Below are 25,585 nucleotides of genomic sequence, written 5' to 3'. Positions count from 1 at the left end.
ACCGCTCGACGGCCATCGGCTTTTTTAGCGATGATGGTTCTTAGACGCCCAAGGCTGACGAGATGAAAAGGGAACACGGTGCGGCGTAGCCAGTAGGCACCAAATCCGTGACTGCCCCCGCAACTGTGAGCGGTGAGCGACCCCGAAAACACCACTGGGCATATCGTCCGGGAAGGTTCGGGAGAGTTACGACCCGCGAGTCAGGAGACCTGCCATCACCGGCGCAGATGCTGCTCCGGATCTTCAACTTGATGCGGGCGGGGCGCCCGGCTCGGAGCATATGATGGCAAAGCGGTCCCCACCGCCACCACGTCGTTTTGTTTGGCGCGCCCTTTTTCATGGCGGAGGGCCAAATGAACCATCGTATAACTGTTTGCACATCCTGCCGGCGAAAGGGTACGGAAACACGGCCCGGTTTTGAGCTGATTGAGCGGCTACGAAATGCCCTTTCTGCTGCCAAGGAGACGATCCCAGAAACCTTCGACGTTTCAGGTGTCGCCTGCATGGCAGGGTGCGATCAGCCGTGTACGGTCGCCTATCACAGCACAAGCAAGGCCTCCTACCTTTTCGGAGACATTGATCCAAAGACCGATGTCGACGATCTCATCGCATTTGCAAAACAATACGCCTATCTCGGCGACGGATGGTGTTCGTCTGTCGACCGTCCAGGCAAGTTGCGGAAGTCTACTCTGGCGCGCATACCGGCTGCCGACTCGGCACTCGAAGAGCAGAAAGCGCGCGCTTCGTGACCGCGGCGACCCTCACCGCCAAAGACCTGTCTTGGTCGCCAAAGCGCCATGGAGACATCCTGCTGCGATCGACCAGTTTCCATCTTGAAGCGGGCCGAGTGCTTGGAATTGTTGGACCGAACGGTGCCGGCAAAACGACCCTGCTCAGACTGCTTTACCGGTTTTACCGACCGGTTACAGGTCAGGTTCTGGTAGACGGTGAGGACATCTGGAACCTTTCCGCGCGAGAGACTGCACAGCGGATTGCCGCCGTCTTGCAGGAACAACCGAGTGACTTCGCTCTTACAGTCGGAGAGATCGTGGCACTTGGGCGAACGCCGCACCGGCGCGGGTTTGCCGGGACGACAGGTTCCCATGATCGGGACATCATCGAGACGGCCTTGGACCGGCTGGACTTGCACGGACTGGCAGGCCGCCAGCTTGGAACCCTCTCAGGCGGAGAGCGTCAGCGTGTGATGGTGGCCCGCGCCTTGGCGCAAGAACCGCGGCTGTTGATCCTGGATGAACCAACAAATCACCTCGACATCCGTCATCAGCTGGAAGTTCTGGACCTTATCCGCAGTTTGCCCCTGACGATTGTCACCTCATTGCACGACCTGAACCTTGCTTCTGGGTTATGCGACGACGTTGTGCTTCTCCAATCGGGCCATCAACTTGGGTTTGGATCCCCTTCGCATGTTTTGACGGAAACGGCTGTTTCCGGGGCTTTCCAGGTTGATGCCCGGCGCGAGCGTCTCACCCCCAGCAACAATGATCATCTGACATTCCACATTCAAAAACAGAGAATTTAACCCATGAAGAAAACACTGTTGACCGGCCTGGCACTCACTCTTTCCGTGGGCATCGCAGCGGCAGAAACAACCGTGCAAAGCTGCGACCGTGTGGTGACCTTCGATGCGCCGCCGCAACGCGCCATATCCAACGACGTGAATTTGACAGAGATGATGCTGGTCCTCGGTCTTGAGGACCGAATGGTGGGCTATACCGGGATCTCGGGCTGGAAAACGCTTGATGAAGAAATGCGGGCAGGTGTTCAGAAACTTCCAGAGCTGTCGTCCAAATATCCGTCCAAGGAAGTGATTATCGGCGCGGATGCCGACTTCTTCTTTGCCGGTTGGAACTACGGAATGAAAGTCGGTGGTGAGGTCACGCCAGAGACGCTCGAACCCTTTGGCGTGAAGGTTTATGAGCTCACCGAATCGTGCACCCACATCATGGACAAGGACAAAGCCAGCATCGAAGACATGTATGCTGACCTTTTGAATTTAGGGCGTATCTTTGCCGTTGAAGAGCGTGCAGAAAACCTCGTGGAAGGATACCGGTCCGATCTTGCCGCCTTCAAGCAGGACCTCAAAACAGCCGAACCGCTGCGCGTGTTTGTTTATGACAGCGGCGAAGACACCCCGTTTACCGCCGGGCGCTACGCCATGCCGACCGCGCTCATCGAAGCTGCAGGCGGCAAGAACATCATGGATGATTTTGAAAAAAGCTGGGCAACCGTCACATGGGAAGAAGTGGTTGAACGCAATCCGGAAGTAGTGGTGATCGTCAACTACGGCGAAGTCACTGCAGACCAGAAACGTGCGTTCATCATGTCCAATCCGGCCTTCGCGGATCTCGATGCCGTCAAGAACGACCGCTTTGTGACGTTGGAGTATGTTGAGGCAACACCAGGACCGCGCAACATCAGGGCTATCAAAACGCTCGCTGAAGCCTTCTGGAGCGAATGAACCCGTGAGCGAGACGAGGACTGTTCAAGCAAAATCGCTGTTATCTGAAAACAGGCTGATAACCGGTTTTGGCGGGCTGGTACTGCTCCTTGTCTCGCTCTCCTTCGCGGTTTCGGTGGGCGCTGTTCAGATCGAGCTTGGAACCGTTTGGGGCGTATTCCTCAACAAATTGTCCCCCGGCATGATCGAACAGACTTGGTCGCAAGGGCGCGAAGCGATTGTCTGGGAAATCCGCTTTCCAAGAGCCCTCCTTGCGATGATGGTGGGTGCGGGTCTTGCCATTGTCGGAGCAAGTCTCCAGGCCGTGACCCGCAATCCATTGGCGGACCCTCATCTCTTGGGCATCTCTTCCGGCGGCGCATTTGGCGCAATTCTGGCCCTGCTTCATACCGGATTGTTTATTGGCTTGTTGACGGTCCCGCTCTTTGCATTTCTGGGGGCTCTCGCAGCAACCGCCATTGTGCTGGGTGTTTCGCGTTTTGCCGATGCGACAAGCGCGGACCGTTTGGTGCTCGCAGGCGTGGCCGTGTCCTTCATTGTCATGGCAGCGGCGAACGGTTTGATTTTCTTAGGCGATCCCCGCGCAACCCATACAGTTGTCTTCTGGATGCTGGGAGGTCTGGGGCTTGCGCAGTGGAGCCAACTTATCTACCCGTTTGTCATCCTGCTTGTATGTGGCGCCTGGTTGATGTCACAGGCTGCGGCGCTGAATGCCATGACGGTCGGCGACGAAACCGCCTCCACCCTCGGCATTCCTGTCGCCCGCTTCCGTCTCATCGTGTTTGTTGTCGGGGCCTTGATTACCGGCGTGATGGTCGCTTTCTCCGGCATCATCGGCTTTGTTGGCCTGATGGTCCCGCATGTTGTCAGACTGCTCGTTGGCGGCGACTATCGCCGTGTTTTGCTGGGTTCAGCTCTGATTGGCGCTATCTTTCTTCTCTGGGCTGACATCGCAGCCAGGACCATCATGGCACCGGAAGACATGCCTATCGGCGTCGTAACCGGCCTGGTCGGGGGTGTCTTTTTTGTTTGGCTCTTAAGCGGAAAAAGAGCGGCTTAAGAGGAGCCGCCCTTTCTTACTTTTGATCTTGGCCGCGCGATCATAAAACGCGGCAAAGATTGTTAAAGTTGCCTTGCTGCCGTAGCGATCGCTTCGTCAGTTTGCTGCAAATCCTCTACTGATAAAGCCAGGTGTGCATAGAGCTTGCTGTCGGGTTTCAAGATACCGCTTTGGCGCAGAGATGCGTTGAACGCCTTGGCCTGCGCCGCATTGTTCTTCAGCGTGTCACGATAATCGCGCACCGGGTCTTCGGTGAAGACGACATCGAACAGCATGGGTTCGCCGACGATCTGGTGGGGCACGCCTACAGCTGACAGATGCGTGGCGTAGCTTTGCATCAACCGCTCACCGTTTTTCTTAATCTCCTCGTAGGCGCTTGGTTGCCGCAAGATTTCCAAAGTCTTCAAGCCCGCCACACTTGCAACGGGGTTGCCGCTCAGTGTTCCGACCTGAAACGTGAAACTCTTGTCGCCGACAACGGCCTTGTCGAAATGCGCCATGATCTCGGAGCAACCGGCAATAGCTGCGAGCGGAAAGCCGCCGCCAATGATTTTGCCGAGCGTGCATAGATCCGGCACGACACCGTAGTATTCCTGGGCGCCGCCATAAGCGAACCGGAAGCCGGTGACCACTTCATCAAAGACCAAGACAATTCCGTGCTTGGTTGCCAGATCCCGCAAGGTCTGCAGAAACCCCGGTGCAGGCGGTATCAACCGCTGCAAAGGCTCCACAATGATACAGGCGATTTCACCGGCATATTCCTCAACCAGAGACGTGACGAAATCTGTGTCGTTGAACGGCGCAATCAGCATGTTGTCGCGCACGCTTTCCGGGATCCCGGCGGAATCTGGAACGGCTTGCGGGAAATTGACGAGCGTCTTGGGCGCAAGGCTCATCAAGGCTTCGCCGGACATGCCGTGGTAGCCGCCCTCGAATTTGAGGATTTTGTCTTTCCCCGTAAAGGCGCGGGCAAGCCGGATGGCGTACATGTCCGCTTCGCCGCCCGTCGACACGTAACGGACCTGCTCGGCGCAGGCCATGGCCTCGACAAGGACTTCGGCAAGCTCAATGCCGGCGGCATTGTTGGTGAAGAACGTCATGCCCTTGCCGAGCTGTTCTTGCACCGCGTCCAGGACTTCCGGATGGCCATGGCCCAGGATCATTGGGCCGGATCCGATCAGATAGTCGATATACTCTTTGCCATCTTCGTCCCAGATCCGCGAGCCCTTGCCCTCGCGCAAGATCAGAGACGGATCGAAATTGCCGAACCCGGCCGCAGGCAGGACTTCGGCTGCACGGTTTTTCCAATCGGATTGCGAGATATTCGTTTTCATGGGCGTGCCTCTCAGGCTGGCCTTCAAGCGGCTAGGTCGAGAATAGGATCTCCCAGAACATCAGGGTCGGGCGATACGCCCAAGCCCGGACCACTGGGAGGAGAAATGAAACCACCGGTCCGCGACGGCGCAACAGGATCGATCCTTGGCGCAACATAGCCGGACAAATCGCAGACATTCATGATGCCCTGACGCGGCGTCGCGGCAGCGACATGAAGCGCTGCAGCTGTTGCGATGTCTGAGCCCCAGGTATCTTCAACACACATGCGCGCGCCGGCATAAAGGCAGAGGTCCCGCGCTTTTCTAAGTTCGGTAATGCCGCCAAACTTGGACAGTTTCAGAGCCACCGCATCCATGCAGCCAAGCTCATAGGCCTTGAGAAGGCTGGCGATATCATGAGCGTTTTCATCGAGCTTCATCGGCAAGCCGGTCGCTGCCCTGACGGCCGCGCACTCTTCCAGCGTCTGACAGGGTTGTTCAAGCATGATGTCGAGGTCGGCAACGGCACGCCCCACGCGCGTTGCGTCCATGCGGGTCGCACCGCAATTCCAGTCTCCGTAGACGATTGGGCCGGGACCCACTGCTTCGCGAACTAGCCGCAGACGGGCAACGTCGGCCTGCCAATCATCGTCCGCGCCGAGCTTGACCTGGATCTGGGTCATGCCGGCCGCAATCGCCTCTTTGGCGATCCGGACCATGTCGTTTGGCGCGATACATGTGATGGAGTGATAGAGCGGGAGCTGATCTGTCTGCAGTCCGCCAAGAAGAGTATAGATCGGCAGCCCGCAGGCCTTTCCGGTCAAATCCCACAGTGCAATGTCGATGGCAGATTTTGCATAGACATGACCGATCAGGTGTTTGTTGCAGGCCCCCATCGCAGCCTCCGCGCCAATCGGGCTCCGGCCAATCAGAACGGGGGCGAGTTCTTCAAGGGCCGGAGCAACACCATTGGCATAGGCGGGCAAATATTGGGGGATCGGGCAGACTTCGCCCCAACCGGAGACACCTTGTTTGGTCTCGATCCGTACAACCATGCTGTCCACGGTGGCACAGGCCTTGCCGGATGCCATGTAGTAGGTCTCATGGCTTGTCAGTGGAACCCGCCACAGGGACAGACCCGAGATTTCAAGATCGGGCACGTTTCTCATGCGGCGTCTCCATATACCACGATTGGGTCGCCAAGAATTTCAGGATCAGGTTCGACACCGATGCCGGGGCTCTGGTCGAAATGAACCGAGCCTCCGACATTGCGCGCGCCTTGGCCGGGAACTGGATCAACAGCAAGATGCGCGTGGCACAGCCAGCTTGCCAGTCTGTTGGCCTCTGGTGTTGCAGCTGCCAGATGCAGGGCGGCTGTGTCTGCGAACGCACTTCCGCCCGTGTCTTCAATGTGCATCTGCCAACCGACTGAAATGCCGAAATCCCGGATCTGTTTCGCCTTTGTCAGCCCACCGACCCGGTTCGGCTTGACCTTGACGCCCTGACAGATGCCCGCCTTCCAGGCATCGAGATGATCTGCAAAAGAATGCAGACATTCATCCAGCATGATCGGCTGGGGCACTTTGGCGGCCACAAGCGCACACTCAGCCAGAGTTTCACACGGCTGCTCGATCCAGTCGCGGGCGGCAACCGAGTTCAGCACCTGCAGAGCGACACCTGGTGTCCAGGCCCGGTTCACATCGAAGGTCACCTGTTCGTCCGGCGCCAAGGCTGCTGAAATTGCCTCAATGCGGTCGATGTCGGCCTTAAAGTTGCTCCCGCCGACCTTGGCAGAGTGGGTCTTGTAGCCCCTTGCACTGGCGGCCTGGATGTCCGCGATCATTTCGTCCGGCGTACCGGTTGAAATTGATGAATTGATCGCGACCTCTGCTGGATTTTCCGTACCAAAAAGCCGCCAAAGAGGGTAGCCGCTTGATTTGCCAAAGATATCCCAGCAGGCAATGTCCAAAGGTGCTTTTGCGTACGGGTGTCCGGGCAATTGCAGATCCATCACCCGATTGATGGACTCCAGAGCCCGTGGATCCTTGCCAATCAAGGCCGGTGCCATGAGCTCGAGAGCTGCACGCAAACCTGAACCATGAGCAGGCAGGTAGGTATGGCCCCACGGGCACCCTTCCCCCCACCCGGCGAGGCCTTCGTCGGTTTCAATGCGCACAAAGGTGCTATCGAGCCTCTCGAATTTCAGCCTCCCACCGGAAAGCCAATAGGGCTTGGAGAGCGGCAGATCGAACTGCCAAACCGAGATCTTTGTGATCTTCATGCAGCCTCTCCATAGGTGGCGACCGGATCTCCAAGGGCTGCAAAATCCGGGGCAACGCCGAGCCCCGGCATGTCGGACGCGAAGAGCTTTCCACCCTCCGTCTTTGGGGCCGGTGTTCCTGTCGAACGGGTGTTGTAGTTGCAAAGGTCCGTGGTGTTTTGCAGATAGTCCGCTGGTGTGGACGCTGCGAAATGGGCAAGCGTTGCGGTTGCGATTTCGCCGCCCCATGTGTCTTCAGCAACGACCGGGATCCGGTTGTCGAGGAAAAAATCCCGAACCCGCCGACCCTTCGACAAGCCGCCAAGGTTCGAGATTTTCAGGCACACCAGATCCGCGCCCTGATCAGCAACAATCCGTTGTGCGGCTCGCATGCCGGTCACGCATTCATCGAGCTTCATCGGCAGATCGATCCGCCGTCGCACCTGAAGGCACTCCTCATAAGTCCGGCAGGGCTGTTCGAAAATGAAGTCGAGATCCCGTGTTGCCCGGGCCACCCGGAGGGCGTTGTCTACCCGCCAGCCCTGGTTGGCATCGGCCATAGCTTTTTCGCCGGGCTTCAGAAGCGGAACGGTTGCACGGATACGGTCTATATCGGTGGACCAGTCCGCACCGACCTTGATCTGGAATTGCCGGTATCCTGCCGCCCGGTGCCTATCCAGCTCAGTGATCGTTTCTTCGGTCTCTCTGTGCGGTGCGACGCGGTACATGGGTGCGCCGTCCGTGAGCTTTCCGCCAAGAAGAAGCCATACCGGCACTTCCAGAGATTTTCCGAGTATGTCCCAGCAGGCGGCATCAAAAGGGGCTTTAGCGTAGCTGTGGCCCTGAATGGTATGATCGAGGATTTGCTCGATCCGAGCCACCTGTCTCGGATCTTCTCCGAGCAGAACCGGCGCGACCAACCGCGCGAGCGCTTCAACACCTTCAGAATGGGCGACCATGTAGTTCTCGCCGCAGGGCGTGAACTCGCCGCAGCCTTGCACACCCGCATCCGTATCAATCACAACAACCGAGGCCTTTGCTACCGTAATGGCGTTGCCCGCTCCCCAGCCGTATGCGCCGTCGACATAGGGAAGATCTGTCTTGAAGACACGGATGCGGGTGATCTTCATGGGGTCACCACAATGTTGCCCGTGTGCTTCTTCTCGATGAACGCTGTTTGTGCCGCGTGAAAGTCCTTCAACGGATAGGTTGCGGCCAAAGCCGGCCTGATTTCATCGCGTTCAATGTACCCGACAACATCTGAGAAAATATGCGGAGCAATAACAGTCGAGCCGGTAAATGTCAGGTCGCGCAGGTAGAAGGTTCTCAGATCGAGTTCCACGATCGGGCCCGCAATGGCACCGGAGCACGTGTACCGGCCGCCACGTTTCAAGGCATTGATCAAGGTACCCCAATAGGGCCCGCCAACAATATCAGCCACAACGGAAACCGTGTCTTTGCCGGTTGCTAATTTCAAGGCGGCTTTAAGATCCGCCGGCGCGCGTTCAAGAACGTGATCCGCGCCGAGTGCCTTAACGTCTACATGTTTGGCGGGCGACGCCAGAGCAATAACAGTCGCGCCCCGGCGTTTGGCGAGTTGGACCAAGGCCGATCCGACACCACCCGAGGCGCCAGTCACCAGAACCGTATCCTTTGCACCGACATTGGCGCGGCTGAGCATCCCTTCTGCGGTTGTGTAGGAACAGGAAAATGTTGCAAGTTCTGCATCAGATAGTGCGCTGACGATGGGTCCGACATTCCGCGCGTCGACAACCGTATATTCGGCAAAGCCCCCGTTGCACTCGGAGCCGAAATAGCCGGTCTTGTCCATGTTGTCCGGATCGGACCAATCGCGCAGCCAGCAGTCGACCATGACGCGCCTGTTCAGGAGGTCTTCAGAAACTCCATCTCCCAACGCGACGATCGTACCGACCGTATCGGCGCCCTGAATCCGCGGGAAGCTAATGGGGCGTCCGCCCCAGGTCGGGTCTTCCTCTGCGACTTCTCGATAGGCTCCGCCGGTGGTCGCCTCGGAGACCGTTTTAGAATACCAGCCGGAACGGGTGTTCACGTCGGTGTTGTTGAGGCCGCAAGCTCCGACTTTGATGAGGACTTGCCCGGCTCCCGGTTCGGGTGTCGGCCAGTGTTCGTGCCAGACGATCTTGTCCAGACCACCATGTCCCTCAAGAACCATCGCTTTCATTGTGGCGGGAATGCTCATTCCGCAGCCACCCCGACCGGTGCATCTGTGCGCGGTAAAATACTGTCCGGATCATACGCCGGGACATCGAGGACCCGCGCGGCGCGTGCACCGTTCATGACAACGACTTCCAGTTCGGTTCCAGCTTTCGCAGCCTCCGGCTTGACGTAAGCAAAGGCCAGGATCTTGCCGACTGAATGACCATAGGCAATCGAGCTTGTTGCCCCGACGACCTTCCCGTCCATTAGGACAGCTTCTCCGCCATGGCCATCAGCAACGCCATCCGGCTCCACTTCAAGATAAACACAGACCCAAGGGAGTGCGCTTTCCGCGCTCTTTGCGGTTTCCTCCCGGCCGAGGAAGTCACCCTTGTCGAGTTTGACGAAGCGCATCACATTCGCTTCCGGCAAGGTGACTTCGTTTGTCAGTTCGCCGGCGCCCTTGAAGCCTTTTTCGAGCCGCAGGGCATTCATTGCAAAGGACCCGTAGTCCATGAGACCCAGACTTTCCCCGGTTGCCCAAAGTGCGTCATACACCGCCAGCATGTCTTCCCATGGAACATGGAATTCCCAACCAAGCTCACCTGCATAGGACATGCGGAAGGCCCACAGCTTGCGGCCTGCCACCTCGATTTCCTGAGCCGTTAGCCACCGGAAAGACGCATTGTCCAGCGCAGCCGAGGTATTGGGCGCCAGAACATCGCGGGCCCGCGGTCCGTTCAGGGCCATCGCCCCCCAGTCGGTCGAAAGATTTCGGACCGTTACGGTTTCACCGCCGAGGTGTTGGGCCAAATGATCGAGGAGACGCTGCTCGAAGAACGCCGCACAGACAAGATAGAACCGGTCCGGGCCAAGCCGCACCACGGTCAACTCAAGCTCAATCCGGCCGCGCCGGTTGAGCATATGGGTCAAGGTAATGCCGCCAACCTTTTTGGGAAGCTTGTTGGCAACGAGACGATCGAGATAGGTTTCTGCTTCCGGACCGGACACCTCGATCTTGGTGAAAGCCGAAATATCCATGATGCCGGCAGTGTTCCGCACAGCCTTCATCTCCTTTGCAACCACACCATGCCACTCAGGCCGGTTGAAGGAATAGTAGTCACGCTGCTCCAAACCGTCTTTTGCGAACCACCGCGGACGTTCATGGCCATAGACTTCCTCAAAGACCGCGCCTTTTTCTTTCAAACGCTCATAAAGCGGGCTGGGTTTGATCGGCCGGCCTTCCAGGCGGTTGAAATGCGGGAACGGAATTTCGTGACGCAGGCAATAGTCTTCCTTGGCCTTGATTACCTGCCAGTCCTTATCGGCATAGTCGCCGAACCGGCGTGGATCAAACTCGCGCATGGAAATGTCGGCGGCGCCATGCACCATCCATCTGGCCAGCTCGCGGGTAAGCCCCGGGCCCCAACCGATGCCAATCTGGGTGCCGCAACAGCACCAGTAGTTCTTGACACCGGGAGCGGGGCCAATCAGGGGGTTGCCGTCCGGCGGGTGTGAAATCGCACCGTGAACTTCCCGTTTTATGCCGAGCTCTGCAAAAATCGGCATCCGGTCCATGGCGTTTTCCAGCCAGGGCATGATCCGGTCATAGTCGGCGTCAAACAGCTCGTTTTCTGCTTCCCAGGGACAATGGTCTTCCCAAACCGTGTTCGGGTTTTCCTTCTCGTAAATTCCGATCAGCCCTGATTTCTGCTCCATGCGGATGTAGCCGGAGACCAGCTTGTCGTCGCGAATGACCGGGAGTTCTTTATCTAACTCCAGGAACTCCGGAACCGTGTCGGTGACGATGTAGTGGTGGGTCATGGAGGTCATCGGCAATTGCAGGCCGCTCCATTCACCCATCTGGCGCGCATAGGTGCCCCCAGCATTCACCACATGTTCGCAGGTGATATCGCCAAGTTCGGTGAAGACTTTCCACTCCCCCGTCGGCAGCTGCTTGATGTCCTTCGCCCGGCAGCGGCGAATGATCTTCACACCCAGCTTCCGCGCGCCGATGGCCAGCGCCTGGGTGACACCGGACGGATCCGCGTGCCCGTCATCCGGCGTGTGAAGCGCGCCGAGAACGCCGTCGAGATTGTAGTAGGGATGCAACTCCCGGATCCGGTCCGGCCCCACAAGTTCCATCGGAAATTGAAGCGCACGGCCAACGCTCATGGTGTGGCGCAGCCAATCCATTTCGTCTTCCGTATAGGCGAGACGGAAAGACCCGCAGCCATGCCAGGTTACGGATTGGCCTGTCTCTTCTTCCAGCTGCCCGGAATAAAGATCAATGTTGTAGCCGACGCATTTTCCAAGGCCGAAGCTGGAAGTGGAATGCGTGATCTGGCCCGCCGCGTGCCAGGTCGAGCCGGATGTCAATTCCGCCTTTTCCAAAAGCACAACATCGGACCAACCTTCATGCGCCAGATGGTAGGCAAGGCCGCATCCCATAATGCCGCCGCCAACAATGACAACACGTGCCGAAGACGGCAGTTTCGTAGCTCCAAGTTCCGACACGTCGCATCTCCATGGACCGTGATTTTTCGATGGACAGCGTAATTGTACAAATGTACTCTCGTCAATCATGAATGATATGAATGTACCAAAATCTGATTTGAAGGCACCACAGACTGTGCTGGACGACCTGGCTGCCGAGCTTGAGGTGTTGACCCCAGAGCTTCGCAAGGCGGCAAGCTATGTGCTTGAAAATCCGAATGATGTCGGCGTGAGCTCAATCCGCGAGATCGCAGATGCTGCCGGGGTAAAACCCAACACATTTGTGCGCATGGCACGGTCTGTGGGTTTTGAAGGCTATGAGGACTTCCGGCAGCCGTTCCGCGAAGCGATCCGCAGCAGAGGTACAGATTTTCCGGACAGGGCCCGTTGGCTGCAGTCTCTATCCAAAGGCGGCCAATTGGGTGAGCTCTTTGCCGAAATGGCGGCCTGTGCAATCTCGAACATCGAGAACACTTTTGCGGCAACCGATGCGAATGCCATGAAAGCGGCCGCCGATGCGATCGTGAATGCGCGGCACACCTATGTGCTTGGCGTTGGCGTCAACAACTCCAACGCCCGCAACTTCACCTACCTTGCAGACATGGCCGTTGACACGATCTGGACGATTCCGCGTATGGGGTCTGTAGCAACGGACGACTTGGCCCGGGCAGACAAACGCGATGTGTTGCTCGCCATGACCTGCAAACCGTATCGGACCGACGTGATTGAAGCCGTTGAGGTCGCCCGCGAACAGGGACTGACAATCGTCGCAATATCCGACAGCCCGGCCTCCCCCATTGTGGTCGGCAGCGATCACGCCTTCATCATCGATGCCGAAACTCCGCAGTTTTTCCCCTCGTCCGTATCAACGATCGCGCTTTTGGAAACGCTGCTTGCCTTTGTCATTGCCGACGCACCACCCGATGTCGTTGCAAACATTGAGAAGTTCCACACCCGCCGCCATGCCATGGGGCTCTATCAGGAAGAATGGAAGGACCGCTCATGAACGTTCACAGCCAGCTGATCCATTCGCTCGAAGCGCGGTATTATACCGACCCTTCTCACTTTGAGCGGGAGAAGGACGGCCTGCTGGCACGAACGTGGCAATTTGCAGGACACACGTCTTTGCTGCAGAAACCGGGCGATTATTTTACGATCGACATAGCCGGTGAGAGCATTGTCTGCCTCAAGGATCGTGAGGGTGTGCTGCGCGCCTATTTCAACGTTTGTCAGCACCGGGCCCATCAGTTGGTTCAAGGCGAAGGCAACACCAAGCTGTTGGTGTGCCCCTATCACAGCTGGACTTATGAACTCACTGGCGGCCTTCGTTCCGGACCCAATGTCAAATCCGTCCCGGGGTTCGACCGCAACCAGATTTGCCTGAGCACAGTTCAAATTGAGGATTTCTGCGGCTTTCTGTTTGTGAACCTGGATCCCAATGCCAAGCCCATGGACGCGTGGTTTCCCAATGTCCGGGAAGAGTTGAGATCCTTTGTTCCGCATATCGACCGGCTACAGCCGCTCGAGTGGGTGGAGATAGAAGAAAACTGCAACTGGAAAGTCTCGGTCGAGAACTATTCCGAGTGTTATCACTGCCCCATCAATCACCCGACGTTCGCAACCGGCGTCATCAAGCCGGAAACCTATGACATCCAGCCTCAAGGGTATTGCCTGCGCCATACAACAGAGTGTCAAAATCTGGAGCGCATGACCTATGAGATCGACCTCGATTCCAACGAGCATGCAGGAGACTATTCCTCCTGGTTCTTGTGGCCGTTGTTCTCCTTCCAGGTCTACCCGGGCAATATCCTGAACACCTATCATTGGCGCGCAGTCGATGTGGATCACGTCGTTGTCTGGCGCGGTTGGTACACCATCGACGGTGTCGACAGTGAAGTGGTGCGCCGTCTGGCCGTGCAGGATCGCTCCACCACGGTTGAGGAAGACATCTACCTGGTAGAATCGGTACAGCGCGGGCTCAAAAGCCGCGGATACAAACCCGGACCTCTGGTGCTTGACCCAGCCTGCGGTGTTCATTCCGAACATTCGGTGCAGGCACTGCAAGGCTGGATGCGCGAAGCATGACGAGGGAGATACCAGCTTACTGGCAAAACTTTATCGACGGCGCGTTTGTCGATGGTGGTGCCGGGCGTCTCGACGTTCTAGACCCGGGAACCGGAGAGAAACTTGCCGAACAAGCGCTGGCGGATACCGCTGACATCGACCGCGCTGTCGAGGCTGCCAAAAGGGTCAGCGACAGCAGGGCTTGGATGGATCTTCGCCCTGTGGAGCGGGGCCGAATCGTCCGCAAAATGGGTGATTACCTTCTGGATCGCATCGATGAAATCGCCCCGATCCTGACCCGGGAAGCCGGAAAACCGCTCTGGGAAGCGAAGCTCGAAATCGAGGGCGCAGCCCGGTATTTCGAATACTACGGCAACCAAGCCGAAACCATGGAAGGCCGGTCGATCCCGTTGGGCGGCGGGTATTTCGATTTTACCGTCCATGAGCCCTTCGCCGTTTCCGCCCAGATCATTCCGTGGAACTATCCGATGGAGATGACGGCACGGTCTGTTTCCGCGGCCCTCGCTGTTGGATCCGCTGTAGTGGTCAAGACACCGGAACTCGATCCGCTCACGAATAAATACTTCGCGGATGCGGCCCTCGCCTGCGGTCTGCCGGCAGGCGTTTTGAACATTCTCTGCGGTCTTGGCCAGGAGGCCGGGGCGGCCTTGTCCGCCCATGCTGACGTCAATCAGATTGTCTTTACCGGATCCGTGGCAACAGGCTCGGCCATTGCGACAGCTGCGGCCCGGAACGTGGTGCCCTGTGTACTTGAACTTGGCGGCAAATCAGCTGCGATCGTTTACGATGACGCCGATCTCGACGCATTTCTTTCGGATGTCCGATGGGGCATTTATTTCAACGCCGGTCAGGTCTGTTCGGCGATGTCCCGCGTGATCGCCCATGAGGTCATCCATGACAAACTGGTGGATGGGATTGTCGGCATGGCGGAGGGCCTCAAAGTCGGTCCGGGTCTCGAATTTCGGGACTTTGGCAACAACATGGGCCCGATGATCTCTGAAGCGCAGTGCCAGCGGGCTACAGGCATGGTCTCCGAAGCAGAGCGCGAAGGGGCCCGGATTGCGACCGGTGGCCGCCGCATGAACCGCCCGGGATATTTTCTTGAGCCGACAGTTCTGACCGATGTTTCGCCTGACATGACAATTGCGAGCGATGAAGTTTTCGGGCCGGTGCTGTCGGTTTTGAAGGCACGGGACGAGCGTGAAGCGCTCGAGATCGCTAACGGTACGCCCTATGGCCTGGTGGCCGGGGTCTTCACCGCTAATATCGACCGCGCCATGCGCGCCTCCCGGCAACTCCGGGCAGGTCAGGTGTTTGTCAATGAATGGTACGCGGGCGGGGTCGAAACGCCGTTCGGCGGCTTCGGAAAATCCGGCTATGGCCGGGAAAAGGGCCGCGAGGCCCTGCTGAACTACGTTCAGACCAAAAACATTGCAATCAGGATAGGCTGATGGACCAGGATCTATTTGAAAAAGGACTTGCTCAACGCAAGGCAACCCTTGGCGCGGAGTATGTGGAGAAGAACCTTGCGGCCGCCGATGATTTTACACGGCCGTTTCAGGAGACAATGACGGCCTGGTGCTGGGGCTTTGGCTGGGGCGATGATGTCATCGACGCCAAGACCCGCTCCATGATGAACCTCGCCATGATCGGGGCGCTCGGCAAGATGACCGAGTGGGAAACTCACTGCCGCGGCGCTGTCACCAATGGCGTTTCAAAGGAGGAAATCCGCGCCATCATCCATGTCATCGGCATCTATTGCGGCGTACCGCAGGCACTCGAATGCTTCCGGGTGGCCAAGAAGGTGTTGGCGGAAGCGGATCTCTGAAAATGCGGCATTACCATTTATAAGACCTGCGATTTCTCTCGCGATCATTGAACCGCATAAGAGACCGGGACCCGATTGTCCCGGTCTCCGCCGCAAATCATTGCGTCTCTGTGAGTGGCTTGTACGCGACCGCATCGATCTCGACTTTTGCGTCGACCATCAGCTGGGAACGAACCGTTGAGCGGGCCGGACCACCATTCGGAAAATAGCTGGCGTACACCTTGTTGAAGGTCCAGAAATCGCGTGTGTCGTCTAACCAGACACCAACCTTCACGACATCGTCGAGCGTGCAGCCCGCAAGCGCTAGCGCTGCGATAACATTTTCCATGGTGCGTTTGGTCTGGCTTTCCACGCCGCCCGGTTCGATCTCGCCATTTCCCTTCATGGCGACCTGACCAGAGATGAAGACAAAGTCTCCAGCGCGCACGGCTGTTGCGAAGGGGAGAGGCTGTCCACCGGCACCCGTTTTACCGCCGCCGAAACGTTCAATCGTGGCTTGGCTCATGTTCAAGCATCCTTTTTGGTTTTAGGAGGAAAGCGTCATATGGGGCGCCGTAACCGCGCCATAAGCTGTGGTTGAATGCGCGGCAGCGCGATTGGCAATGGCCGCAGCTTCAACAGCATCTTCAGAGCGCAACCACGCAGCCATGAAGACCCCGTTGAAACAGTCTCCCGCACCCGTCGCATCCACCGTCTTCACAGTTTCACCCGGGATCGTCTTAACACCGTCCCCGCGAGAGACGGCAACACCATCGGCACCGAGCGTCAGGGCAACGATCCGAGCGCCAAGACTGTGATAAAACCGGACGATCTCTTCTGGACTGGTGTGCCCGGTCAGGGCGCGAGCATCATCAAGCCCAGGCATGGCGATATCACAGTGTTTCATGATCTCATGCGTCACCGCACGGGCTTCGTCCAGCGACCAGAGCGCTATCCGCAAATTCGGATCAAAGACCACCGTCCGGCCGTTTGCGACGGCGACTTCAATCGCGTGGCGTGTGGCGTCCCGCAAATCACCCGACACAGCCAGGCTGATACCCGAGGCATAAACCAGCGATGCCTCCGCGATGGCGGATTGAGGGATGTCGTCTCGGGTCAGCCGGGACGCAGCCGAGTCCTTGCGGCGGTAGAGAAATTTGTGCCCGGTCGCGTCATGCTGGACAAAATAGATCCCGGTATCCTCGCCCAGTTTTGATGTGACGTACTTCGTCGACACACCTTCGTGCCGCCAGGTTTCCTGAAGTTTTTCACCAAAGGTGTCTGCGCCGATATTGGCGATCAATCCGACATAAGCCTGCTGGCGCGCTGCCGCGATACAAACATTGGAGACATCGCCGCCGCACCCGGGCAAGAAAGAGCCGTCCGGCTGCTCATTGAGTTCATAAAGCGGTTCCCCGATACACAGTATGTCGACCATGGATCAGATCACCTTGCCACGGGCAGATACGGGTGACGGCCCAAAATCGCGTTCGCCGCGAATAAGCTGCACCTCATCAACCATATTGCTGACCACGCAGACGTGATTGGGTACGATCCGGATCCGGTCACCGACGTCAAGACCAATGGTTTCGGCGCGCAACACTCCGTGCTCTTCTGACAAGGCGTCGACGGTTATGTCCGGGCGCCCAAGAACGTGGCCATGGCCGTTCAATCCGAGGAGATCGGAAGTCAGAACCTTGGTACCGGCATCAATGACGGCCCGGTCTGCAGCTGGCACAGAGACAACCGTTGCAAGCACCGTCAAAGCGCAGTCACCCCAGTCGCAAACGCCCCGCTCAACCAGAGAGCGGTCGTTGTAGACGTATGTGCCGATCCGATATTCGGTCGCAACCGGTACGGCGTCTGCCTGCCACATCCCCGGTGATCCACCGTTCGAGATCACCGCGACCTGCAGGGCATCTGCCTCGATCATGTCCCGGGCTTTGGTTAGCCAGTCATGAACCTCTGCTTCCCTACCAGCTGGCGGATAGGTCATCAGCCCTCCGAAGGTCAGGCCGGGGCTCTGGTTTATGACTTGCGCCAGGTCTTGCGCCGCTTCCGGACTGGTGACGCCGCACCGCTCTGCGCCGGTGTCGCATTCAACCAGCACGGTGAGCGGGCTGTCGGTGTCTGAAAAAGCGTCAGACAATCCCTTCACGGTTGAGGTGTTATCCGCGACGACACTCAAGCGGACCTTCCTGGCCAGCGCCTTGAGGCGCTCCAGCTTCTCAGCCCCTAGAATATTGAACGTGATCAGCACATCATTGATGCCGCCGTCAGCGATCATCGCTTCAGCTTCGCTGATCTTTTGGCACGTTATGCCAATCGCTCCGGCGTTAAGCTGACGCTTTGCCAGAAACGGCAGCTTGTGAGTCTTGATATGCGGGCGAAGGGCAAGACCATGTTTCGTGCAATAGGCCTGATAAGCCTCAATATTTGCCTCGGCGATGTCGAGATCAACGAGAACTGCCGGCGTTTGGATATCTTCAAAACTCATGCAAGGGCCATTTCGAAGGGGTTGGAGACGATCGGCCACAACGGGCGCGTTAAACGGGTATACGGCGTCGTTTTGGGGTCATTGGGGTAAGGACCATCAACAGAGGCATAAAGCACCTCCGCCGCAATCTTAGAAAATGCACCGTAGAAGTGGTTGGTCGACTTCACCACCAGAACTTTTTTGGCCGTGATGTCGATGCCGAGGTTGGTGAAAAGGTCCGGCGAAAAAGCCTGACTGCGATTGGAGTTCAGCACCACATCGATGCCGCTAAACCGGATGACAGAACAGTCACCAAGGGGAACAATCGATGTGCCGAAGCTTTGCACGGCATCCCGCTGGTTTTTGAGCACCGTCACGATCGCGTCGATAGGGTCACCAGCTGTCGAGGAGGTTTTGCCGCCGAAACGCAGGTTGAGAGTCCCTCCCTCCCCCGCTGCATGGCAAAGGCGCACGGCCATCGGATCCCAGATCGTTCCAAAGGCAGCTGATTGCAGGTTTTGGGCGATGGCTTCCCGCAGCATCAAGGTAGAATCTCCGGCAACGCCTCCGCCTGGATTGTCCCAGACATCAGCCACCACCACGGGGCCGCAATCGGCTTTGGCAGCCAGAGAGAGTGCGTCGGCTGCGGTCAGGAATTGGGGTTTAGTCTGGCCACGGAAGGAGAACAGCTCCTCACCCAAACGTTTGGCAATCTCATTGCCTTTTTTCGGATCATTGTCGGTAACGACAACGATCTTTGCGCCGAGATCCGGCGAGTCACCGGCCATGAAGCCGTGAATAGCCGAAACAGACAAGACTGCGCCGTCTTCCTCCAGCGCCTTCATGCGGTCAACAAACCCGCGCATTGGAGCCTGACTGGTCGGCAAGATATCGATCATGCGCACATCATAGGCGGATACGACCGGTTTGATTTCGCCGTTCAGGGCCCGCAAAACAAGCGCGACACAGGCGTCGCCCGTTTCGGCAAAATCCGTATGCGGGAATTCCTTGAACACCGTGATGATATCCGCATTGTCGACACGCTTCTGACTGAGGTGACTGTGCGGATCAAAGGTAACGCCAATGATCGTCTCTGGTCCGACAATGTCCCGAACCGCTTCCAGAAGAACGCCTTCGCAATCGGTGCAGCCATCTGCGATCATCGCGCCATGCAGGCCCAGAACAACGGCATCCAGCGGCAAGGCTTCACGGACCTGCTCCAGGATCTCGTCACGCAAGTAGACCCAGGTCCCGGCGTTCAAAAGCCCCCCGGGCTCGGCCCAGGTGGCAGTCCCCTCGATAAGGTCAAAATCAAGGTCCTGAGATGCCCGTCGAAGCGCGGGAAAAACACCGCTACACAGAGTTGGCGTTTCCGGATGAGCACCGGGAGCTGCATAAAAACTCTGTTTGAAGTCAGAAAAATCCGTCCTCAGAGGCGAAAACGTATTTGTCTCTGTGGCGAGCGATGCACAGAAGATCCGCATGGATTGGGTCCTGTCCGGGTTATTGTTATATGCCGGAGACCATTTGGCGGCCTCCGGCAAGGTCTTCAGACGGCCATCCGGCCGTGCCGGTCAGTTCAGATAGGAGGCGTCGTTGGCCTTGTTGACCGCATCGCGAAACTTCACCAGCAGCTCATTTGCCTTCGGGTCGAGGTTCTCTGCGACATGCGTTTCGAATGCCGGTTGTGTGGCTGCAGCCATCTCTGCACGTTGCTCATCGCTAAGCGCGGTGACCTTGATGTCATCGGCGAGCCCTGCAAGACCGCGGTCGGAAGCTTCAATGATGCGGGAAAGGCCCCGGCTGGCTGCAACACAGTTCTCAGCGGCAGTATGCACGGTGGCTTTTTCGCTGTCGGACAGGCCCTCGTAGAAGGCACGGTTCATCAAGAACGTGTACGGCGAGAACAGGTGATTGGTTAGCGTCAGATATTCCTGGACCTCTGCGAAGTTCGCGAAAGAGATGATCGGAACCGGGTTCATCTGACCATCAATCACGCCGGTTTGCAGGCCGGAATAAACCTCACCCCAAGACAGCGGATAAGCTTCTGCGCCAAGGGCTTTCACGATGGTCTGGTGCGACGGAAGTGTCATCGTGCGAATGCGGATGCCGTCAAAATCGGCCAGGTTGGCAATTTCGCGCTGCGAGTTCGTAACGGCAAAAAACCCGCCAGTGTCGGGGAAACCGAGCACTACAACATCTCCAAGTTCAGCCTCAATGTCTGCAGCAAGCGCTTTACCGAAATCTCCGTCGAAGACTTCATAGGTGGCGGCATTGCCGTTGAAGGCAAACGGCAGATTCAGGACGTCAATGCGCGGATAATAGCTGGCAAGCGCGCCGGTAGAGGTCAGCGTCGCCTGAAGCAGGCCATCGCGCACCTGCTGAACATGTTCTGCGGCCGAGCCGAGCTGATTTGAACCGAAGACTTCAACAGAAACGCTGCCATTGGTGCCGGAGGTGACGAGGTTGTTGAAGACGGCAGTGCAGGCATGGGCAGGGTTCTCAAATGGATCGGTCTTGTTGTCGTGACCGAAGCGAATGACGCCGCCATCCGCATAGGCGGTGCTGGCGATCAAGGTGGCGGCAAGCGCCGCAGTTAGTGCAGTCCGTTTCATGTCATTACCCTCTCTGGTGTTTGTTTTGGTTAGTTGGCAAAGCCAAGGAGCCTGGGCAGGAACAGGGCGGCGTCCTCCCAGAAAGCGAAGATGAAGAGAATGGCGACCTCGGCGATGAGGAACGGCATGAGCTTTACCGAAATGCGTTCCAGGCGCTCCCCGGTCACTGACGAAAGCACAAAGAGGCAGGCGCCAACCGGCGGGGTCATCAGCGAGATATTGAGTGCCAGAACAAAGATTATGCCGGCATGGATCGGTTCGAGGCCAACCTGTTCTGTCAGGGGCACCAGCACTGGTGCAAGAATGATCAGGATCGCGGTGATATCCATCACCATGCCGACGATCAGAAGCAGGCAAATGATGATTGCGATGACGGCATAGCGATTCTCGGAAAGGCTCAGGACCGTCTCCGCCATGAGCTGCGGAATACGTTCAAAGCTCATCCACCAACCGAGCACGCTGGCAAAGGCAATGATGACGAAGATGACCCCGGTGATCCGTGCGGTGCGGACCAGCATGGAATAGAAACTCTTGAAGGTCAGCGTACGGTAGACGACGGCGCCAATGAAGAGCGCATAGGCAACGGCAATGGAAGCTGCCTCTGTCGGCGTAACGATACCGCCGAGAATTCCGCCCAGGATAATGACCGGCATGGCGAGTGCCGTCAGGGAGGAGACGAATGTTTTCCAGACTTCCTTGAAGCTGGCCCCGCGCAAGGCTTGCGGCAGGTTTTCCCGCTTGCCCCCGACTACGATCACGCCCATGCATACGGCACAGATGACGAGGCCGGGCAGGATACCGGCCGCGAAGAGCCCCGCGATCGAAACCCCCATGAGCGAACCATAGACCACCATCAGACCGGATGGCGGGATGGTTGGGCCAATGATCGAACCGGCGGCCGTGACCGCGCAAGCGTAATCGCGCTTGTAGCCTTCCTTGACCATGGCCGGCACGAGCGTCCGCCCAAATGCTGCCGCATCAGCGGTCGCAGATCCTGTCAGGCCAGCAAAGAAAACGGATGCCAGCATGTTGGTGTGGGCGAGCCCACCGCGGAACCGGCCGACGAGAACCTGCGCAAGTTTGACCAGGCGTGTGGTGATTCCCGTCCCGTTCATGATCTCGCCCGCCAGAATGAAAAACGGCATGGCAAGGAACGGAAAGATGTTAAGGCCGTTGAAGATTTTGCTCGGCCCGATGGCAAGGAACGAACCGCCGCCCATATCGATCAGACCGATAACACCGGCAAGTCCGATGGCAAATCCGATCGGCATGCCAAAAAGGATCAGGACCACAAATGCGATGGCGACGATCATTGGGCGTCCTCCAAAACAGGTTCGGAGAAGACGGGTTTGTCGAGATGGCCACCGAGATCCCGCAAAAGCACAAGAACAAGCTGAACCGAACACAGTGCGGCGGAAACGGGGATCGCCGCATAAAAGGGAGCCAGACTCATCCCGAAGATCATGGCGTGCCGGGGCGCACCGCTTTGGGCAAAGGCAATCCCGTACCAGGCCACATAGAGGAAGAGTGCCAGTGACAGCACATCGACCGCGATCAGCACTATTCGCCTGACGGAGACCGGAAAGATCATGACAAAGGCGGTGAGCCCAATATGATCGCGCCGGGCGATGCCGGAGGAGACTGCGAGCATCGCTGCCCAGATCATCAGATAGCGGGCCAGCGTTTCCGGCCAGGGCAATTGCCAACGGAAGTAATAGCGGTCGATGACGCCGAGCCAGACGTCGAGCACGAGTGCAAGCATCAAGCCCGCAACAACGAATTCAACGACCTTGTTCACCCGCTCACTTGTTATGGCTGCCCAATCCTGCACCAACATCACCCTCCCAGAATGTAGTATGTAACTCAGTTACGGTTATGACATCAAAAGATCTAAGGATCAACGCTAAAATGAAATTTAGTTACAATTTTGGTTTCACTTTGCGAGATCCTTCGGAATTTCTTGATTGTTCGGGTAGAGATATGTAACTTAGTTTCATGATCGATGATCCTGAAGTTGCAATTGAAACTGAAACATCTGATGCGGCAGACACCCGCATGCGACCTCCTCAAAAAGGCGGACCGGGTGTTTTTGACGTTCTGTCCGCACTAAACAATCTGGATGGAAACTTTGCTGCCCAGGAGCAAAGGGTCGCGACCTACGTCAAAAATCATCTTGATGCGATCAGCAATATGACAATCGGTGATTTGGCCGATCACTGTAAGGTCAGCAAGCCGACAGTGATCCGGTTCTGCCGCAGTTTGGGGTGCTCAGGTTTCCGGGACTTCAAGCTGCGCCTTGTGCAGAACCTTGCTGTCAGCGCGCAGTATATGAGCGCAAATGCGATTCCCGATGTTCCAGACACCAACACTGCCATCGACCAGGTGATCGGCGCACTCTATGCCTCAGTCGACACTCTTCGGAGGCAAGTCGATGCGAATATGCTGGATGCAGCCAAGGACGTGATCCTGAACACAAGGCAAATCCTCTTTGCCGGCATAGGCGGTGGCTCTTCCATGATCACTCAAGAAGCGGCAAACCGGTTTTTCCGGCTTGGGATCCCGTCCTTCCATGTCAGTGACAGTTATCTGCTCCAAATGCGCGCGGCGACGCTCGGCCCCGGAGACACTCTGTTTCTGGTGTCAGCCAGTGGTGAGGCCGATGCCATCGTTGGGGCAGCAGAAATTGCCAACGGGTACGGCGCGACTACTATTTGCATCACAAAACCAAACACCCGATTGGCTGCCGCCGCCAAAATCCAGATCCTCATCGACGTGCCTGAGGATCGGGCGATCTTCAAGCCAACAGCCTCGCGCTATGTGCATCTGGTGGTGATTGACGCACTGGCGACCGCTGTCGCGCAGGAGGCTGCGGACACCACCAAGGAGAATCTGCGCCGGATCCGCGCCTCCCTCACCGCCTATCATGGCCGCACAGGCCCGCAGCCGCTCGGTGACTAAGGCAAGGACTGGTGTTTCGCTTCCGGAAATCTGCAAGGTTTCTTCAGCAAGCGGCAACTGCAGCAGAAGCTTTTTTCCCCGCAGCTGATATTGTGACCGGTGCCAAAATGCGTTCTCAACCAGCTGCGGGCAAATATGCTATCAACCAATAAACAAACGCTCTAAATCCCGCGAATGCTTCCGCCGTCAATCCGGATTTTGCTGCCTGTTACATAGGACGCACGCTCTGAACAGAGGAAGGTAACCACATCGGCAAATTCTTCTGGCTGCCCGTAGCGCCCAGCCGGAATTGAGGCGGCCGATTGTGTTGCAACGTCCTCGACGCTCTTGCCAAGGCGTTCGGCAGCTGCGGCATCCAGTTCATCCACGCGGGCCGTGTGAATACGCCCTGGCATTGCAATATTAACTGTGATGCCCTTGGACGCGACTTCTGTGGAGAGGGTCTTGGACCAGCCCACAAGCGCCGATCTGAGGCCATTGGACAGGGCAAGGTTCGGGATTGGCTGCTCAACACCGGACGAGGAAATCGTAACGATCCGGCCCCAACCTGCCTCTTCCATTCCCGGCAGACACCGGTTGGCAATATGGATCAGGTTGGCGACCATGGTTTCAAAATGGGCCATCCAGTCGGTCCGGGACGGACCGGTGCTACTGCCCGGAGGCGGGCCACCCGCATTATTCACCAGAATATCAATGTTCCCAGACTCCAGCAGGCTGTCCAGAACCGCATCGACTTCAGCGGCATTCGACACGTCCAGCTTTTGAGCTGTGACAGAGCCATCTGTGGTCTTTGCCCACTCTGTGATCGCATCCGCATTCCGGGCCGCGGCGACTACATCGGCTCCTTCAGCCGCAAGGCTCTTGGCAATAGCAGCCCCCAAACCACGGCTTGCACCAAGAACAAGCGCCCGTTTTCCTTTGATCCCAAGATCCATCAGTTCAGTTCCTTCAGTCTTTCTTCTTGACGCGCCAAGAGCGTATCGACTTCGGCCTGCGCCGCTTTGGTAAGCCCGGCACCTGGACGCCGCAAAGCAGCGCTGCCAATCACACCGCGCTTGGCAAGCACGTATTTCCGCACAGCCAACCCGAGACCCGGCTGTTGCTCATAGCGGGCCAACGGCAAATAAGCGTTGAAAATGTCCCGAGCCCGCGCAGCGTCCCCAGCCTTTGAATGGCGTACGACGTCCCGCATCATTTCCGGATAACAAAAGCCGGTCATCGCACCGTCTGCTCCACGGTCCATTTCCTCCGGCAGGAACAAACCGCCATTGCCGCACAGGATCGAGATCCGCCGCGCCAGCGTGCCTTCCGCCCGCAGTGCAGAGATCTTTTCAAGGCCAGGCCAGTCCTCATGTTTGAGGCACACACAGGTCGGGACGTCTTCAACAATCCTGGCAATGGCACTCACCGAAATATGCACCCCCGTTGCCAACGGGAAATCCTGCAAGACAAACGGCACACCGCCAATAAACTCAGCTGCCTGGGTGTAGTATGTGACGATCTGGGCATCCGTCTTGAGATTGCCGGGCGGGGCAATCATCACACCTCCTGCACCAGCATCCATCGACGCTTTGCTGAGTTCCGCCATCTGAGCGAACCCCGGTGCCGAAACGCCCACGACCAAAGGGATACGCCCGTTCAAACGGGCAAGGATCCGTTGAACAACCTCAAGAGACTCTGCTGTTGTCAGCTTGGGCGCTTCTCCCATCATGCCCAGCGCCGTCAAACCGGTCGCACCGGCTTCCAGATAGAAATCCACCATCCGGTCGACACTCTCCATATCGAGAGCCCCATCGTCGTTGAACGGCGTCACAGCGATCACGTAGACGCCCTGCGCCTCCTCCGTCAGTCGGGTCAT

24 protein-coding genes and 1 riboswitch are annotated in these 25,585 nt (G+C 57.5%); of the genes, 9 read left to right on the top strand and 15 right to left on the bottom strand.

Annotated elements, in window-relative coordinates; all coding sequences use genetic code 11:
* The first annotated feature begins 17 nt into the window (after positions 1-17).
* Positions 18-231, top strand: a riboswitch (cobalamin riboswitch).
* 122 nt (positions 232-353) lie between these two features.
* From SADFL11_RS22855 to SADFL11_RS22840, 4 genes are read left to right on the top strand one after another with little or no spacing between them, the layout of a single operon-like run.
* The gene (locus SADFL11_RS22855) at positions 354-749 is read left to right on the top strand and encodes a DUF1636 family protein (protein WP_081450622.1); all 396 of its coding nucleotides are present in this window, start codon (positions 354-356) and stop codon (positions 747-749) included.
* Positions 746-1,540 (top strand): ABC transporter ATP-binding protein, encoded by a 795-nt coding sequence (locus tag SADFL11_RS22850; RefSeq protein ID WP_008194756.1) that lies wholly within the window; start codon positions 746-748, stop codon positions 1,538-1,540. The genes SADFL11_RS22855 and SADFL11_RS22850 overlap by 4 nt, the downstream gene beginning before the upstream one ends.
* Before the next feature lie 3 nt (positions 1,541-1,543).
* The gene (locus SADFL11_RS22845) at positions 1,544-2,479 is read left to right on the top strand and encodes an ABC transporter substrate-binding protein (RefSeq protein ID WP_008189314.1); all 936 of its coding nucleotides are present in this window, start codon (positions 1,544-1,546) and stop codon (positions 2,477-2,479) included.
* A gap of 4 nt (positions 2,480-2,483) precedes the next feature.
* Positions 2,484-3,539: a FecCD family ABC transporter permease gene (locus SADFL11_RS22840; RefSeq protein ID WP_008196537.1), complete on the top strand. Its 1,056-nt coding sequence runs from the start codon at positions 2,484-2,486 to the stop codon at positions 3,537-3,539.
* A gap of 62 nt (positions 3,540-3,601) precedes the next feature.
* Here the strand turns inward: SADFL11_RS22840 and SADFL11_RS22835 are convergent, their stop codons facing one another.
* The 6 genes from SADFL11_RS22835 to SADFL11_RS22810 are packed head-to-tail and all read right to left on the bottom strand — an operon-like array spanning position 3,602 to position 11,807.
* Positions 3,602-4,873, bottom strand: a complete 1,272-nt coding sequence (locus tag SADFL11_RS22835; protein WP_008191555.1) for an aspartate aminotransferase family protein — start codon at positions 4,871-4,873, stop codon at positions 3,602-3,604.
* A 23-nt stretch (positions 4,874-4,896) separates the two neighbouring features.
* Positions 4,897-6,021: a mandelate racemase/muconate lactonizing enzyme family protein gene (locus SADFL11_RS22830; RefSeq protein WP_008192806.1), complete on the bottom strand. Its 1,125-nt coding sequence runs from the start codon at positions 6,019-6,021 to the stop codon at positions 4,897-4,899.
* Positions 6,018-7,133 carry a mandelate racemase/muconate lactonizing enzyme family protein gene (locus SADFL11_RS22825; protein WP_008196422.1) on the bottom strand — a complete coding sequence of 372 codons (1,116 nt, stop codon included), beginning with the start codon at positions 7,131-7,133 and terminating at the stop codon, positions 6,018-6,020. The genes SADFL11_RS22830 and SADFL11_RS22825 overlap by 4 nt, the downstream gene beginning before the upstream one ends.
* Entirely contained in the window at positions 7,130-8,242 is a 1,113-nt protein-coding gene (locus tag SADFL11_RS22820; protein ID WP_008192179.1) for a mandelate racemase/muconate lactonizing enzyme family protein, read from the bottom strand. Before SADFL11_RS22820 ends, SADFL11_RS22825 begins: the two co-directional genes overlap by 4 nt.
* The gene (locus SADFL11_RS22815) at positions 8,239-9,333 is read right to left on the bottom strand and encodes an alcohol dehydrogenase family protein (RefSeq protein WP_040450940.1); all 1,095 of its coding nucleotides are present in this window, start codon (positions 9,331-9,333) and stop codon (positions 8,239-8,241) included. The genes SADFL11_RS22820 and SADFL11_RS22815 overlap by 4 nt, the downstream gene beginning before the upstream one ends.
* The gene (locus SADFL11_RS22810) at positions 9,330-11,807 is read right to left on the bottom strand and encodes an FAD-dependent oxidoreductase (protein WP_008193542.1); all 2,478 of its coding nucleotides are present in this window, start codon (positions 11,805-11,807) and stop codon (positions 9,330-9,332) included. Before SADFL11_RS22810 ends, SADFL11_RS22815 begins: the two co-directional genes overlap by 4 nt.
* 76 nt (positions 11,808-11,883) lie before the next feature.
* Here SADFL11_RS22810 and SADFL11_RS22805 point away from each other — a divergent pair, with 76 nt between their 5' ends.
* The 4 genes from SADFL11_RS22805 to SADFL11_RS22790 are packed head-to-tail and all read left to right on the top strand — an operon-like array spanning position 11,884 to position 15,699.
* Entirely contained in the window at positions 11,884-12,792 is a 909-nt protein-coding gene (locus tag SADFL11_RS22805; RefSeq protein ID WP_008194337.1) for a MurR/RpiR family transcriptional regulator, read from the top strand.
* Positions 12,789-13,871 (top strand): aromatic ring-hydroxylating oxygenase subunit alpha, encoded by a 1,083-nt coding sequence (locus SADFL11_RS22800; RefSeq protein WP_040452440.1) that lies wholly within the window; start codon positions 12,789-12,791, stop codon positions 13,869-13,871. Before SADFL11_RS22805 ends, SADFL11_RS22800 begins: the two co-directional genes overlap by 4 nt.
* The gene (locus tag SADFL11_RS22795; RefSeq protein ID WP_008191479.1) at positions 13,868-15,322 is read left to right on the top strand and encodes an aldehyde dehydrogenase family protein; all 1,455 of its coding nucleotides are present in this window, start codon (positions 13,868-13,870) and stop codon (positions 15,320-15,322) included. Before SADFL11_RS22800 ends, SADFL11_RS22795 begins: the two co-directional genes overlap by 4 nt.
* Positions 15,322-15,699: a carboxymuconolactone decarboxylase family protein gene (locus SADFL11_RS22790; RefSeq protein ID WP_008191511.1), complete on the top strand. Its 378-nt coding sequence runs from the start codon at positions 15,322-15,324 to the stop codon at positions 15,697-15,699. Before SADFL11_RS22795 ends, SADFL11_RS22790 begins: the two co-directional genes overlap by 1 nt.
* Before the next feature lie 97 nt (positions 15,700-15,796).
* On the opposite strand, the gene SADFL11_RS22785 is transcribed toward SADFL11_RS22790, so the two are convergent.
* The 7 genes from SADFL11_RS22785 to SADFL11_RS22755 form a co-directional block, all read right to left on the bottom strand.
* Entirely contained in the window at positions 15,797-16,204 is a 408-nt protein-coding gene (locus SADFL11_RS22785; protein ID WP_040450942.1) for a RidA family protein, read from the bottom strand.
* A 21-nt stretch (positions 16,205-16,225) separates the two neighbouring features.
* Positions 16,226-17,116 carry a sugar kinase gene (locus SADFL11_RS22780; RefSeq protein ID WP_008190388.1) on the bottom strand — a complete coding sequence of 297 codons (891 nt, stop codon included), beginning with the start codon at positions 17,114-17,116 and terminating at the stop codon, positions 16,226-16,228.
* Positions 17,117-17,119: 3 nt separating this feature from the next.
* On the bottom strand, positions 17,120-18,175 hold the full coding sequence (locus SADFL11_RS22775) for a D-TA family PLP-dependent enzyme (RefSeq protein ID WP_008190533.1): 1,056 nt from the start codon (positions 18,173-18,175) through the stop codon (positions 17,120-17,122).
* Positions 18,172-19,638: a M81 family metallopeptidase gene (locus SADFL11_RS22770; RefSeq protein WP_008189857.1), complete on the bottom strand. Its 1,467-nt coding sequence runs from the start codon at positions 19,636-19,638 to the stop codon at positions 18,172-18,174. Before SADFL11_RS22770 ends, SADFL11_RS22775 begins: the two co-directional genes overlap by 4 nt.
* A gap of 90 nt (positions 19,639-19,728) precedes the next feature.
* Complete coding sequence (locus SADFL11_RS22765) at positions 19,729-20,769, bottom strand: TRAP transporter substrate-binding protein (protein ID WP_040450943.1); 1,041 nt, start codon at positions 20,767-20,769, stop codon at positions 19,729-19,731.
* Positions 20,770-20,798: 29 nt separating this feature from the next.
* The gene (locus SADFL11_RS22760) at positions 20,799-22,082 is read right to left on the bottom strand and encodes a TRAP transporter large permease (protein ID WP_008195098.1); all 1,284 of its coding nucleotides are present in this window, start codon (positions 22,080-22,082) and stop codon (positions 20,799-20,801) included.
* Entirely contained in the window at positions 22,079-22,606 is a 528-nt protein-coding gene (locus tag SADFL11_RS22755) for a TRAP transporter small permease (protein ID WP_008196406.1), read from the bottom strand. The genes SADFL11_RS22760 and SADFL11_RS22755 overlap by 4 nt, the downstream gene beginning before the upstream one ends.
* 158 nt (positions 22,607-22,764) lie before the next feature.
* Here SADFL11_RS22755 and SADFL11_RS22750 point away from each other — a divergent pair, with 158 nt between their 5' ends.
* The gene (locus SADFL11_RS22750) at positions 22,765-23,727 is read left to right on the top strand and encodes a MurR/RpiR family transcriptional regulator (protein ID WP_008191477.1); all 963 of its coding nucleotides are present in this window, start codon (positions 22,765-22,767) and stop codon (positions 23,725-23,727) included.
* A gap of 161 nt (positions 23,728-23,888) precedes the next feature.
* Here the strand turns inward: SADFL11_RS22750 and SADFL11_RS22745 are convergent, their stop codons facing one another.
* Both SADFL11_RS22745 and SADFL11_RS22740 read right to left on the bottom strand, forming a co-directional pair.
* Positions 23,889-24,662 carry an SDR family oxidoreductase gene (locus tag SADFL11_RS22745; RefSeq protein ID WP_008192039.1) on the bottom strand — a complete coding sequence of 258 codons (774 nt, stop codon included), beginning with the start codon at positions 24,660-24,662 and terminating at the stop codon, positions 23,889-23,891.
* Positions 24,662-25,585, bottom strand: coding sequence for a dihydrodipicolinate synthase family protein (locus SADFL11_RS22740; RefSeq protein ID WP_008188560.1), 924 nt, complete (start codon positions 25,583-25,585; stop codon positions 24,662-24,664). The genes SADFL11_RS22745 and SADFL11_RS22740 overlap by 1 nt, the downstream gene beginning before the upstream one ends.

Source organism: Roseibium alexandrii DFL-11, from assembly GCF_000158095.2.
Classification (GTDB): Bacteria; Pseudomonadota; Alphaproteobacteria; order Rhizobiales; family Stappiaceae; genus Roseibium; species Roseibium alexandrii.
This window is presented reverse-complemented; position numbering and strand designations above follow the sequence as displayed.